The 13,044-nt window shown below is 39.3% G+C and carries 13 protein-coding genes; all 13 read right to left on the bottom strand.

Annotated features, from left to right (window positions below; genetic code table 11):
- Positions 1 to 55: 55 nt before the first annotated feature.
- Complete coding sequence (locus ABN217_RS10065; RefSeq protein WP_196554550.1) at positions 56 to 559, bottom strand: BMC domain-containing protein; 504 nt, start codon at positions 557 to 559, stop codon at positions 56 to 58.
- Between the two features lie 13 nt (positions 560 to 572).
- The gene (gene cutD / locus ABN217_RS10060) at positions 573 to 1,523 is read right to left on the bottom strand and encodes a choline TMA-lyase-activating enzyme (RefSeq protein WP_164526794.1); all 951 of its coding nucleotides are present in this window, start codon (positions 1,521 to 1,523) and stop codon (positions 573 to 575) included.
- A 100-nt stretch (positions 1,524 to 1,623) separates the two neighbouring features.
- Positions 1,624 to 5,052: a choline trimethylamine-lyase gene (cutC, locus tag ABN217_RS10055; protein WP_349439454.1), complete on the bottom strand. Its 3,429-nt coding sequence runs from the start codon at positions 5,050 to 5,052 to the stop codon at positions 1,624 to 1,626.
- 56 nt (positions 5,053 to 5,108) lie between these two features.
- On the bottom strand, positions 5,109 to 6,257 hold the full coding sequence (locus ABN217_RS10050; protein ID WP_349439453.1) for a 1-propanol dehydrogenase PduQ: 1,149 nt from the start codon (positions 6,255 to 6,257) through the stop codon (positions 5,109 to 5,111).
- Between the two features lie 7 nt (positions 6,258 to 6,264).
- A complete protein-coding gene (locus tag ABN217_RS10045; protein WP_036934514.1) occupies positions 6,265 to 6,528 on the bottom strand; it encodes a EutN/CcmL family microcompartment protein in 264 nt (87 codons plus the stop codon).
- 26 nt (positions 6,529 to 6,554) lie between these two features.
- Positions 6,555 to 8,222: an acetaldehyde dehydrogenase (acetylating) gene (locus tag ABN217_RS10040; protein ID WP_349439452.1), complete on the bottom strand. Its 1,668-nt coding sequence runs from the start codon at positions 8,220 to 8,222 to the stop codon at positions 6,555 to 6,557.
- A gap of 73 nt (positions 8,223 to 8,295) precedes the next feature.
- Positions 8,296 to 8,574 (bottom strand): BMC domain-containing protein, encoded by a 279-nt coding sequence (locus ABN217_RS10035; protein WP_006536328.1) that lies wholly within the window; start codon positions 8,572 to 8,574, stop codon positions 8,296 to 8,298.
- Between the two features lie 14 nt (positions 8,575 to 8,588).
- Positions 8,589 to 8,873 (bottom strand): BMC domain-containing protein, encoded by a 285-nt coding sequence (locus tag ABN217_RS10030; protein WP_006536329.1) that lies wholly within the window; start codon positions 8,871 to 8,873, stop codon positions 8,589 to 8,591.
- Between the two features lie 20 nt (positions 8,874 to 8,893).
- Complete coding sequence (locus tag ABN217_RS10025; protein WP_004249182.1) at positions 8,894 to 9,172, bottom strand: BMC domain-containing protein; 279 nt, start codon at positions 9,170 to 9,172, stop codon at positions 8,894 to 8,896.
- 754 nt (positions 9,173 to 9,926) lie between these two features.
- A complete protein-coding gene (locus ABN217_RS10020) occupies positions 9,927 to 10,445 on the bottom strand; it encodes a FidL-like protein (RefSeq protein WP_196554555.1) in 519 nt (172 codons plus the stop codon).
- Positions 10,445 to 11,299 (bottom strand): transcriptional regulator, encoded by an 855-nt coding sequence (locus tag ABN217_RS10015; RefSeq protein ID WP_196554556.1) that lies wholly within the window; start codon positions 11,297 to 11,299, stop codon positions 10,445 to 10,447. Before ABN217_RS10015 ends, ABN217_RS10020 begins: the two co-directional genes overlap by 1 nt.
- A 26-nt stretch (positions 11,300 to 11,325) precedes the next feature.
- Positions 11,326 to 11,913 (bottom strand): TetR/AcrR family transcriptional regulator, encoded by a 588-nt coding sequence (locus ABN217_RS10010; RefSeq protein ID WP_072069149.1) that lies wholly within the window; start codon positions 11,911 to 11,913, stop codon positions 11,326 to 11,328.
- Between the two features lie 332 nt (positions 11,914 to 12,245).
- Positions 12,246 to 12,977, bottom strand: coding sequence for a hypothetical protein (locus ABN217_RS10005; protein WP_349439451.1), 732 nt, complete (start codon positions 12,975 to 12,977; stop codon positions 12,246 to 12,248).
- Positions 12,978 to 13,044 lie beyond the last annotated feature (67 nt).

Below are 13,044 nucleotides of genomic sequence, written 5' to 3'. Positions count from 1 at the left end.
ACGCCATGTGCAGGCAAACGAGAGAGGATTTTTCCCATGATTTGTTGATTAATCATTATTTTTTACCTTTACGGCCTTCTGGTTTGATCTCTTTCTTACTACTTTGTACTTTGTCTGTCGCAACTTTAGTTTCAGCGACAATATTTTGAGCCTGTAAATCTGCAACTGCTTTTGTCGTCTCTAGCTTCTCAACTTCGTTTTTAACAGGAACTTCAACGATTGTTTCAACAACTGTTTCAAGAGCAATTTCTGGCGTTTTTTCAGTAACAATTGGGGCTTTTTTCTTACTTTTTATGGTCAGTAATTTGGTGATAACACTTGGTTCTGGTCTTGCAATAACTAATGAACCAATAACCAGCTCTTTTTGGCTAACCACATCAACACCATGATCAACCGCAGTCCTTACTGCACTGATCTCACCTTGAAAGCAGACAGATACCAAGCCAGATCCTACTTTTCGGTATCCAATAATTTCCACATTTGCCGCTTTACAAGCCGCATCTGCCGCTTGAATGGCGGCGGTTAATCCTCGTGTTTCAATCACACCTAAACTGTTCATCTTTCTCTCCTACTTAGTGACGGACAAGACGGATATCGAAATCAAATTTCTTAAAGAAGGCTTCTAAACTGTCTAGCTCTTCTGGTGTATAACTAGGATCGTTTTTTATTGGGTAGATCATTTCCAATTTTTCGTATTTATTACGCCCAAACTGATGATAAGGAAGAATATCAATACGCTGAATATTGCCGCGTTTTGATAGCTCCATGGCGTAATTAATTGCTCCTGTAATTGCATCATAAGAGTCGTTATAACCACGGACTAATGGCATGCGAATAACCACATTGGCACCGAGATCCATTAAACGTTCTAAATTACGACGGACATTTTCATTACCGACACCAAACAACGCTTTATGCTGAGCTGTATCAATGTGTTTGATATCAATCAGAAATTGATCAACAACTTCCGCTAATTTTTCATAATTCGCCACATTAGTGGTCGCTTGCGTCTCCACAGCGGTATTGATCATCATCTTTTTACATTCTCGTAGAAGCGCAACCGCAAAATCAGTTTGTAAACTCATTTCACCGCCACCGATTGTGACGCCCCCCCCTGAAGAGATGTAAAAGTCATAATCTTGCATGATGATTTTCATTAGTTCAGAAACAGAAACATCTTTTCCCATAATATCAAGGGCATCTGAGATACAGACTTCTTCACATTTACGACAACCAATACAATCAACAGCGCGATCAACACGATGAACTTGTTTACCACTTTCATTGGTTGTCATGTAGTGCACCCCCGCCGGACAAACATCAACGCATTTACCGCAATCTACGCATTTGTCGTGAGAGTACATCACCTGAAACTCACTGCTGAGACCTTCTGGATTGGAACACCAAGGGCAGCGGATATTACAGCCTTTTAAGAAAACGAGAGTACGAATACCATCACCATCATAAATAGAGTATTTCTGGATATTAAATATCCGCCCTCTTATTTCTGCTGCCATTTCCATCTTTACGCCTCCAAATCTGCATCAAACATCCCTGTTCGATAAATTTAAATCTTGTCTTGTCGATTAAAAGGGATAGCCTGCACCATCCCTATGGCTGTAATTAGAATTTCTCAATTACAGTACGACTGATAATTTCATCCTGAACTTCTTTACATAATTCAACGAAGTAAGCACTGTAGCCAGCAACACGGACAATTAAATCACGGTATTTTTCAGGCTCTAATTGCGCTTTTTTCAGTACTTCATTATCGACATAGCTAAATTGCATCTGGCCGTTACCCAAAATGGAAGCTGTTCTTAATAAGGTAATTAAACCTTGACGACCTTCATTGGTATCTAACAAACCTTTCAGGAATTTGAAGTTATGAACCATACCGATATTCATGGTTTCAACATTCATTTTACTGATTGATTTAATAATCGCTGTTGGACCATGTTTATCCGCACCTTGTGTTGGGCTGATACCATCTGACAATGGTTTCCATGCGAAACGACCATTTGGAGTCGCTGCGGTTAACTCACCAATTGGCGTATTGTTAGAGATAGACAGCGTACCGTGGCTCAGAGTGGAGTAGAGCATTTTGTATTTACGACATTCACGCTCAGTCCATTCCGTAATATCCAGCGCATATTGGTCAACAACATCATCATCGTTACCAAACTTCGGTGCATTTAAGCAGTCACGTAATAACTCATCATGACCTTCAAAGTTAGCTAGTAGCGCATCACGGATTTGCTCTAAGGTGTATTTTTTATCTTCATAAACAAGTTTGCGAATAGCCGCCATTGAGTCCACATAAGTCGCTAAACCTGAGAAGATAAGACCGGGACCATGATTAACCATTGCACCACCCGCAGTGACGTCTTTACCTTGTTCCATACAGCCTTCAACCAGCAGAGACATTAATGGTTTTGGTGCAACATCACGGTGAACACGTTGGCTGATCACCGTACCAATTGCGGATAAACGAACGATATGTGCAACTTGCTCTTTTACAGCGCGATCAAAATCTTCATAAGTACGCAGGTCGCGTAAATCACCGGTATCTAAACCTTGATAGCTATCGAACAACACCATACGACCACGGTTTAATACAAACTCAATCGCAATAGGCCATTGGGTGTAACCTGTTGATGTCCACTGATAAATACGACCAGATTTTTGTGGCTCAACACAACCCATCAAGCAATAGTCACGCGCATCTTCAAAGTCGAAGCCTTTACGTAGCATCATCTTGATATGAGAATCATCGAAGTGGCATGCAGGGAAGCCCATACCCGCTTTAACTACATCCACAATTTTTTCCATATATTGCTGTGGAGATTGGTTATGAATACGACATGCTAGTGATGGTTGATACACTTTCACAAAGCGCACTGCATCCATAATCAGGTAAGTTAAGTCGTTACACGCGTCGCCACCAGAGCGTTTTTGTCCACCGATAGTTAAGTTGATAAATGGCTGATAACCTGCGAAATACTTCGCTCCTAGCTCACTCGACATCCACATTAACTCAGCACATTTGATGATAAAGGCTTGCATCATTTCCAGTGCTTGTTCACGTGTTAAACGACCTGATTTGATATCGTTTTCATACATTGGGAAGCAGTATTGGTCTAAGCGACCTAAAGAAAGACCCGTTTGGTTTTCTTCAACTTCAAACAGTGACTCTACAGTCCAAATACTTTGCAAGGCTTCTTGCAGTGTTTTTGGTGGATTAGCTGGTACATTTTCGTTAACTTGAGCAATCGTCAGTAACTCTTCACGACGTTGAGGATTGCTCTCTTTTGATGCTAATTCACGCGCATGTTCTGCAATACGATGTGCATAAGCAATCACACCTTCACAGCTTTCAATAGACGCTTTATAGAAATAGATACGGTCGATATCAGCAGGGTTTTCCATGCTTAATTCAGCCAGTTTTGCTTGCGCATCGGCTTTAATACCGTTCATACCTTTAGTGAAAAGCAATACGTCATAACCTGGGCAAGTATCGCCACCACCATTAATTTGGTGATAAGAAAGGTCACTGACAAAGGTTTCACCACTAAATTCCCACACACCTGCTTCGCGATATTGTGCTTCACAAATTTCATCTAAAGAACGACCTTCCCAGAAGGGAACAATTTCTTCGCGAATAACTTTTTTATCTTCTTCTGAAATTTGGAATGGATCTTGTGGACGCGTGCTCATAGTATCAAGTTCATCACGAACCCAACGCCATGCAATATCAGGAGAGAAAGCACCAGCACGCGGTTTTCCACAAGGATGTCCAACAATCAGCTCTTCATCTTGAATTAAGATAGGTGCCGTTTCACATGCACGACGGAATGCTTTTGCACGCAGTAAAATGGGTGGTAAACCTGGGTTATTACGGACAATTTCAGTAAATGCTAATGCTCTGTAGATGGAAACACTTGGACGTGCTTCTAAATAACGGTTACGTAAGCGTTGTAAGCGAGGCGTTAAACCTTCCATTACTTTGAATTCGCTCGCATCTGCTGTTGGTGCAACAACATTCGCTGAAGGTGCAGCATATTGTGGCTGTGAATTCATACGGCCATTGTATAAACGTACTTGCAGTGAACTGTGTAATGTTGACAGATTAGCGCGCGCTGATAGCAGCATTTCTGATAATTCGTTGATGCTGACTCGCGGATCGTTAATATCAACACCCTGTGTCATAGCATCAAACATTGGATAACCATCAACTTCTTTGGTCGCACGTACTTCGGAAAGCTCTGCTAATTTCAACCAAACACTTTCAACAATTTCATAAGCCTGTGCTTGTGTTAAACGACCTTGGTCGAGATCACGTTGATAGAATGGATATAACGCTTTATCAAATCCCATTGGATTAATGGCGTAGCTACCATTTTCCAGATGTAAGACTAATTGCAGTAAATAGAAAACTTGAACCGCTTCTTTAAAGGTTTCTGCTGGTTTTGCAGGGACTTTACGTAATACCGCAGCACTATCTAATAATTCTGCTTTACGATATGGATTACCTTCCATTGCAGCTAAATTCTCTGCTTTTGCAGACAGAATTTGTGCGAAATAAAGTGCTGCATCACACGCATAAATGGCGGATTTACAAAAATTGGCTTCGTCCATACTGCTACGATTTACGGCACTGCCAATGCTTCTAATTCTGTCTTCAAGCTGTGCTTTGATTGCTAAGAAACCTTGGTTTACCACTAGCATATAATCAGGTGATGCAACGCTATTGTTAATACTTAAGAAACGGTAGATAGAGTCGCTACGCACTTCTTCTTCCGTATGGAAAATCGCGCCGCGTGGTGTTGATGATTGACTGCCGATAATCAATTCATCTTGTGCAATGTAGCTTGGAAAATGACGAATAAATTCATAAAAACGTTGTGCAGGTTTAATCGCTTGAGGCACACCTGCAATGTTGCTGTCCAATGAATCAAAAATGGTTGCACGCTCTGTGCTGATGGAGCTATTACGTGAAACTAAACGTTCTGCCAGCATTTTTACGCGTGGCGTCAAAGAATATTTGGCCATGTGAGGCTCTCCTGATGTTCTTTACTTGACCTAATCGGTATTAATTCGGTTGAGCATTAACTGTGTGATACACCGGCAAATGCCTGACGATACAATGTTTCTAATTGGTGTGTGTTTACGTCACGTGGATTTGTCGGCGTACAGCTATCTCGTAAAGCCTGTCCGACCATTTCCGTTAAACGGGCATAAAAGTCCGCTTCACTGACACCGGTATCGCGAATACTCTTCGGCATACCCATTTCATCTTTCAATACATTAATAGCGACGATTAAACTGGTGACCCCTTCTCTTACGGTGTTAGCCGGAAGTCCTAAGCTTTGAGCAAGATAGGCGTAACGTTTTGCTGCTTCGCTATTGCAATCACCATGAAAATTTGCATTAAAAGCAATGACATGTGTCATCAATAACGCATTTGCTCGACCGTGAGGAACGTGGAAGACACCACCTAATGCGTGAGCAAGACTGTGAGTAATACCCAACGAGGCGTTAGTAAATGCCATCCCCGCAATACAAGATGCGTTATGCATTTTTTCACGGGCAAGTAAGTTGTCACCTTGATGATGGCAATCAATAAGATGGCTAAACACTAACTTGACGGCTTTCTCTGCCATCGCATCAGAAAAGTCAGATGCGGCTTTAGAAACATAGGCTTCTAGTGCATGGCAAAGCACATCCATTCCCGTATCAGCAGTAATTGCTGGCGGTACAGACTTCACCAACTCAGGATCGAGAATGGCGACATCAGGCAACATAAACTCATCAACCAAAACCAGTTTTTCACTGCGTGATTTGATCACTGAAAAAGAAGTCACTTCCGAACCCGTACCGCTAGTGGTTGGGATCGCAATAAATTGTGGTTTTGTTCTGTTGCTCTCTTTACGGGTATGCCAGAGGGAGTACATAACGGCTTTCGCGGCATCAATCACTGATCCACCACCGAGTGCGATAACCAAATCTGGATAATGCGCATCCATCATCTTCATACCACTTACGATGGCTGAAATATCCGGATCTGAAGCAACATCATCGTAAACTTGGAACTCGATACCCCGTTGCATTAACTTGTCAGTGACTTTATTTGCAAAGCCAAACTTCACCATTGCTTTATCTGTCACCACAAATGCGCGGCGGGCAGTTAACCCAGAGAGAAAATTCAGTGCATTGGTGCCAAACTGAATTTGGGGTTTTATCAGAAACTCACTCATGTCGTTATTACTCCTTACTGTCCCGATAAACCTTCTCAACAATGGCAACCACTGACATCGCTTTGTAACGTTCTTTGTTCAGTGCAAAATATTCTTCAGCCAACACAACATCGTTGATACCTGCACCCACACTATCCACTGCAACATACGTTTTATTTTTCAGTGGCTTAAGCTCATCATCTAAGGTGGCTATCATTAATAAATTGCTACCTTTAAGTTCTGGGCTTTTCTGTGTCGCTACTACGTGTCCGATTACCTTTGCGAGGATCATGGTTTATATCGCCTTATATCAATGAGTTATTTACTCAGACGTCCGAGAACTTCCTTGATAATGCGTTCCACGTTTTCTTCGGTAATATCACCTTGTTCAACCACTTGTTGCGCACAAGCACTGACCGTCGTTGCATAAGGAGATGCACCAAAGCGATCATCACCTTGAGTTTGACGTTGTGCAGTTGCGCATTCCGCATGAACAGGGGTTAAAGAAGGTGTACGAAAACGGTCATCATCAAGAATGCTGGTCTGGTGATTTGCGCTAGAAACAGAGCAAGCAGAAACAGCAGGTTGAGCAGCTTCTTGTGCTAAAGGACAAGGTTGTTTCAGCTCTTTAACGGTACGCACGCCATAACCTACTTTGCGAATATTCAGTAAGTTCATTGGACCGACATTGTCAGAGCTAGAACCACCACCTACAGCCCCACAGCCTAAAGTTAACGCTGGAGTAATATTAGTGGTTGCACCGATGCCACCTAATGCCGCCGGGGTATTAATCAGAATACGGTTAACCGGTTTTTCTAGAGAGAACTGACGAATAACATCTTCATTTTTGGTATGAATAACCAAGGTATGACCTAAACCTTCATTAGTCAGCAATTGCACCACGCGATCGCACGCTGATTTCCAATCTTCTTCAATATACATTCCTAAGATTGGGCATAATTTTTCGCGTGAATACGGATTTTTTGGTGAAACAGTATCTTGTAATGCGATTAATACACGCGTATTTGCTGGCACACTAAAACCTGCACGCTGACTTAAATAAATCGCATCTTTACCCACTACAGCAGGGTTAATTGTGCCGTTAGCACGCAGTAACATTGAAGCCACTTTGGTTGCTTCTTCATCATTCATAAAGTAAGCACCTTGCGCTAATAGCTCACGGTGAACTTCGTTATAAATGCAACGTTCAACGATAATGGATTGCTCTGATGCACAGATAACCCCATTGTCGAATGTTTTACTGGTGATGATATCGCTCACTGCTTTTTTGATATCTGCACTGCGTTCGATAAAGGCTGGGCCATTACCTGGACCACCACTGATGGTTGGCGTACCTGATGCATAAGCAGCACGTACCATACCTTCGCCACCAGTCGCTAAAATTAATGACACATCTTTGCTGTGCATTAATTCTTTTGTCGCTTCCAGTGTCAGTAATGTCACACCATCAACAATACCTGCTGGCGCTCCAGCCTCTAAAGCTGCTTTTTTAACAATTTCTAATGCACGGAAACTGCACTGTTTTGCATTTGGATGCGGAGAGAAAATAATCGCATTACCCGCTTTCAGTGCAATTAGGGTTTTATAGATAATGGTTGATGTTGGGTTAGTTGAAGGAACTAACGCCGTGATAACACCTAAAGGCACGCCAACATCCATGACTTTTTTCACTTTATCGTCATTGATAATGCCAACGGTCTTCATGTCTTTCATATGTTCATACACACGCAATGACGCGAAGGTATTCTTCAGCACTTTGTCTTCCCACTTACCAAAGCCTGTTTCTTCGTTCGCCATTTTTGCCAACTCTTCTGCATGACGAGCGGCTTCAAATGCAATGTGTTTTACAATACTGTCGATTTTTTCCTGCGAAAATTTAGCATAAACAAGTTGTGCATTTTTCGCGTTACGAACTAGCTCACGAGCCAGTTGTCTGGATTGCAAATCTTTATCTAATGCAACCATGTCTTCCTCCATACAGGAGTTAAAAAATTTAGCTGAATAACTTATTTCTTTGTTTTACAGCACGCCTGAAAAATCAGGCTTTGTGCTGTTGTGCGATTTTCTCGATATCGTTATGCGGTCTTGCAATAACACGAGAAGTCACCACGGTGCCGATACGTTTTGCCGCTTCAACACCTGACTCAACCGCTGCATTTACTGCACCGACATCGCCTTTCACCATTGCTGTCACTAAACCTGAACCGACGTTTTCATAACCAATCAGTTCAACATTGGCTGCTTTGCACATTGCATCAGCAGCTTCAATGCAAGCGACAAGACCTTTGGTTTCAACTAGACCTAGTGCTTCTTTCATATTTATTTCCTTCGTTATTCAGTCACTTTGTACTGGGCAACGATTTTTTGAATATCGTTATGTGGACGAGCGATGACTAATGAAGTCACAACAGTACCAACACGTTGAGCAGCTTCTAAGCCAGATTCCACAGCGGCTTTAACGGCACCTACATCACCTTTCACCATTGCAGTCACTAAACCTGAACCCACATTTTCGTAGCCGATTAACTCAACATTTGCCGCTTTACACATCGCGTCAGCGGCTTCAATACATGCCACCAGCCCTTGAGTTTCAATAAGTCCTAATGCATCACCCATACGTTCTCCTAAGGCAAAAACTATGCCTTGTGTTTGATAACAATTTTGTTGATGTCATTGTGAGGACGAGCAATCACGAGCGATGTAACAACTTCACCCACACGTTGTGCTGACTCCACACCTGAATCCACAGCAGCTTTCACTGCGCCTACGTCGCCTTTCACCATCGCAGTCACGAGACCTGAACCCACATTTTCATAGCCAATAAGTTCAACGTTCGCGGCTTTACACATAGCGTCAGCGGCTTCAATACATGCCACCAGACCTTTGGTTTCGATCAGACCTAATGCATCACCCATTTTCATTTCCTCCGAGAAGCCGTTTAACGGTTTACGTTTGCCCATTGTGTCTGCGTGGTGATTTTTTAAACGCAGACGTTGGTTTCAAAATCACTATAACGCGCAAAAAAGAAAACAAAACATAAATCCATAATATGAACACATATAGAATTTAACTCTATAATTTAGTGTTATTTATCTCTAAATTTATTTAATCATGCTGTTTATTTATTTTTTTCATCGTTATAAGTTTATTAATTTCCACAAAAAATAGATGGAAAAATAGACGAGTTAACTTTGTTAGGAGGATGTTGAAAAGGTGAAAAAAGGCAGTACATATTGGAAGAAAAGATGTGCGAGATATCACTGATATTTCAATGTGAGATCAATAATTGAAAAAGGCTAAATCGAGTCTATATACAAATCGTGCTATTTTGTGTTGATAACGTATTTATTTCATCTAGCTCCTTACAACAGGTATAGAAAAGTGGAAAGGAGCACGCTTTATCTAATATCTATATACAAGGCTTACACGAATAATAAAGTGGGGGGAGGTATCGTTTACTGGAAAGGCACAAACCTACGACTGAGCATTTATGCTTATTTAAGGAAAGCTTTCAGTTTGTACAACAAGAGAAGGTAAAAGAGAGAGAGTCATCACACAATAACAGTGAATATAAGTAAAAGAATGAAGCGTAATAAATTAGATCTTAAAACACTGAAAAGGTGGAAACAGATGTACCCACCTTATAAAAACAAGATTAGATAGGATCAGTTAATCAAATTTACTACCTGGTTTTAAGGTACAAATATAGAGGGGGGAATTGAGCGAACTTAATAGTAAAGTTTTCTCATTAAGCTTTTGTGCATTAATAAATAACCCATCATGACTATCTGACATTTCGCGCATAAAATAATCAAAAATCACATCAGGAGATTCATCAATTGATGATGCACTAGAATCCCATTGACTAACAAAATAGTGACGCTCTGTCGGTGAAACACGCTTGGTCGTATAATCAAATTTCACATAACGTTGTAAATACAACCATCCGGCTTTTGAAGTAGTATAGCCTTCAACAACAATTGATCCTTTACCATTGGCACCAAATGAAAAATGAATATTGCCATTTACATTTTCATCTTCCATATTTTCAAAACGCATAATGCCTTTGGTTGAGCAAACCATGACACCTTCATTTTTAATCGTTAATAATCTTGTTGCAGCATAAGTAGCGACCAAGATAAAAATCAGGGCCGATAAAAAACATAAAAGTTTCCCTGAAATTTTCATTAGTATTTCCAAGAATAGTAAAAGTAATTGTCGCAATAACTAAATGGATTATCTTCGTTCTTTGCACAGTGCGCTAAAAACACTCGCCCCAATCCATTTGTTTGTAATTTATCACCATAAAAGAAAACGAATCGCTCACCTTTCACACACTGTAAATTAAGCTTCTTTCTTACTGCGTCAAAATTGCGAACATAATTATCACTTACTGCAGAATTAATCATAGCTTCATTAGAAAGTAACTCACAATCATTGTGTGTTAATGGTGTCAATGAAATTGGCTTTGATTGATGTTGATTAAAAAAGATGATCACCGCAAGAAATACGGCACCTAATAGAAAACCAATGCTGGCTAAATACCAACAAATTTCTGGTTTTTGTTTTTGTTGCGGTGTTTCTTCTTGTGTAGGCTCTAAAGGTGTTTGCGTTAAAGATAAAGGTGTCGCTGTTTCAACAGCTATTTGATTTTCATCTTTAACTAAAATAGGTGCTTCTTCATTCGTTTGAGTTGAAGGTAATAGCGTTGAGTCATCAATGAGTTCAACTGAAATATCCGGATTAAACTCTAATCGCCCTTTCGCAATAGTGACAATGATATTTTCAATACCATAATGGCGAAATGTTTTTCGTAATAAACTCAAATATTGGTTTAAATTACTGTTTGATGAAACCAGCCCATTATCATCCCAAACACGTTTTAATACTTCATCACGGTTGACCACTCCAGGATGCTGAATAAAATAAAAAAGTAACGCATTTGCGGTAATAGAAAGATGTGTATCAACACTCTCTTTTTCTAATGATATCGCGCCATCCGTTGCGTCGTAATAAATTAAGGCATTTATTTTGTATTTCATTGTGCCCTCATTCATCCTGATTAAAATTACTGATTTGCTGTGTTTGCCATGTAGTCAAATGTCATTTCAGATAATCTTTCAACTAATGCGCTACGCTCCTCTTGTGAGATAGTAGGGCCTTCTGTTAATTCAGATAACCAAAGACCATCTGCGGCATAACGAATTAAAGTACCTAAATAACTATTATCTAATTTATCGCCTTTGGCTAAATGATCTAACATCCAATCTCGCCAGCATTTACGCATAATAGGCTCGTTTGGCATTGCTAAAGACAGTATGGCTAATTGGCGACTTTCGTCTGACTGTTTTAAATCAGAAATATAAGTTAAATATGCGCGAGAAAAACGCCCTGCTTCAATAGGATCATTTTCCATAATAACTGCAATTCGGCTATCCATAATCCCCAATAGCCGTTTAAATACTGCCTGCACTAATTCTAATTTTCCGGGGAAATGATGAAGTAGACCACCTTTACTAACACCCGCTTCTTTTGCTACGGCATTTAAAGAAAGAGAGGCTATTCCTTCATTAGCCACAATAATGCTTGCCGCTTCCAATAATTGCTCTTGAACTCGGATAGGGTCTTTTTTTCGGTGATGTGCAGTTGTATTCATGCATAGGATAATACCGACCAGTCGGTATGTTCCTTATTGATCAAAATCAATCCCTTTTAGACTCGTACTTATTATATGTAAATAATGTAGTTGACTTCACATTCCTTTATTTTTCAATCAAACTTAATTTAAAAAAATAAAATTATTTTACAGATTTGATCTTGATGATAAAGTAATAAATTTCAGATAAGGTGAATTTGATTTTTATCAAAAATCACTGTATTGATTAACTGTTTCATTAATAATGATAAATAAAATAAAGAAATCAATATTAAATTAATCTCTTTATTTAAAATTAAATTTATTTTTTATAAAAATAGAATTAGCATTATTTAAAGAGTATTAAATTTAGTGCCATTTTTAATTTTACTAAGAAACAACCTAAGAAGTTCATCATCTGTTGGAATGGTATCATAACTATTTTCCTCAGATAACGTATCACCAGAAGGTGAAGTATAAATATCCTCCTCATAAAAATCAATAGAATCAAAAACCTCACTATATGTATTATCAACTGTGACTAAGTTATTTTCTTCTATTGATTCATATATATTTTCTTCTGGAATATTTATTCCTTCATATTTATGTTCTTTTGGATTACCTATTTCTTCATATATATTTTCTTCTGGATTTTTTATTTCTTCATATATATGTTTTTCTGGATTATCTGTTGATTCATATCCACTTTCACTTGAATCATATATTGAATTATATCCACTTTCAACTGAACCATATATTGAATTATATTCACTATCAACTGAACCATATATTGAATTACATTCACTTTCATCTGAATCATCCATTTCACATTGGCTATTTAAAAACATTTTTACAGAAGAGAGCGAGCCACCTCCTAAGTGCTTGATATTATTACAGAAATTAACAAGCTCAAACTCATCGGATTTCGAACTTGTTGAAACCTGTCTAAAAGGCGTATTGCTATTAAATAAACCCGTTATACCAGAACTAAGATTAGAGAAAAAATCAACAATGTTATTTATTACTTTCCCTACTCCCGTTGTCAGTTGATTCGCCGTATCTCTAAATATAGAGGCAACATTCATAATATATCCTTATATTAATATCAATCAATTCAAATAACCTAAAAATACTAATAAAACCAAGAATTTT

Source organism: Proteus sp. fly-1067 (assembly GCF_040139345.1).
Classification (GTDB): domain Bacteria; phylum Pseudomonadota; class Gammaproteobacteria; order Enterobacterales; family Enterobacteriaceae; genus Proteus; species Proteus vulgaris_B.
The sequence above is the reverse complement of the archived record's forward strand: the minus strand, read 5'-3'. Positions and strand labels throughout refer to the sequence as shown.

Excerpts from the sequence above, each read along its gene's own strand:
- ABN217_RS10065 (WP_196554550.1), bottom strand. The coding sequence starts at position 559 with ATGAACAGTTTAGGTGTGATTGAAACACGAGGATTAACCGCCGCCATT.
- ABN217_RS10040 (WP_349439452.1), bottom strand. The coding sequence starts at position 8,222 with ATGGTTGCATTAGATAAAGATTTGCAATCCAGACAACTGGCTCGTGAG.
- cutC (WP_349439454.1), bottom strand. The coding sequence starts at position 5,052 with ATGGCCAAATATTCTTTGACGCCACGCGTAAAAATGCTGGCAGAACGT.
- ABN217_RS10030 (WP_006536329.1), bottom strand. The coding sequence starts at position 8,873 with ATGGGTGATGCATTAGGACTTATTGAAACTCAAGGGCTGGTGGCATGT.
- ABN217_RS10035 (WP_006536328.1), bottom strand. The coding sequence starts at position 8,574 with ATGAAAGAAGCACTAGGTCTAGTTGAAACCAAAGGTCTTGTCGCTTGC.
- ABN217_RS10020 (WP_196554555.1), bottom strand. The coding sequence starts at position 10,445 with ATGAAAATTTCAGGGAAACTTTTATGTTTTTTATCGGCCCTGATTTTT.
- ABN217_RS10015 (WP_196554556.1), bottom strand. The coding sequence starts at position 11,299 with ATGAAATACAAAATAAATGCCTTAATTTATTACGACGCAACGGATGGC.
- ABN217_RS10050 (WP_349439453.1), bottom strand. The coding sequence starts at position 6,257 with ATGAGTGAGTTTCTGATAAAACCCCAAATTCAGTTTGGCACCAATGCA.
- ABN217_RS10045 (WP_036934514.1), bottom strand. The coding sequence starts at position 6,528 with ATGATCCTCGCAAAGGTAATCGGACACGTAGTAGCGACACAGAAAAGC.
- ABN217_RS10005 (WP_349439451.1), bottom strand. The coding sequence starts at position 12,977 with ATGAATGTTGCCTCTATATTTAGAGATACGGCGAATCAACTGACAACG.
- ABN217_RS10010 (WP_072069149.1), bottom strand. The coding sequence starts at position 11,913 with ATGAATACAACTGCACATCACCGAAAAAAAGACCCTATCCGAGTTCAA.
- ABN217_RS10025 (WP_004249182.1), bottom strand. The coding sequence starts at position 9,172 with ATGGGTGATGCATTAGGTCTGATCGAAACCAAAGGTCTGGTGGCATGT.
- cutD (WP_164526794.1), bottom strand. The coding sequence starts at position 1,523 with ATGGAAATGGCAGCAGAAATAAGAGGGCGGATATTTAATATCCAGAAA.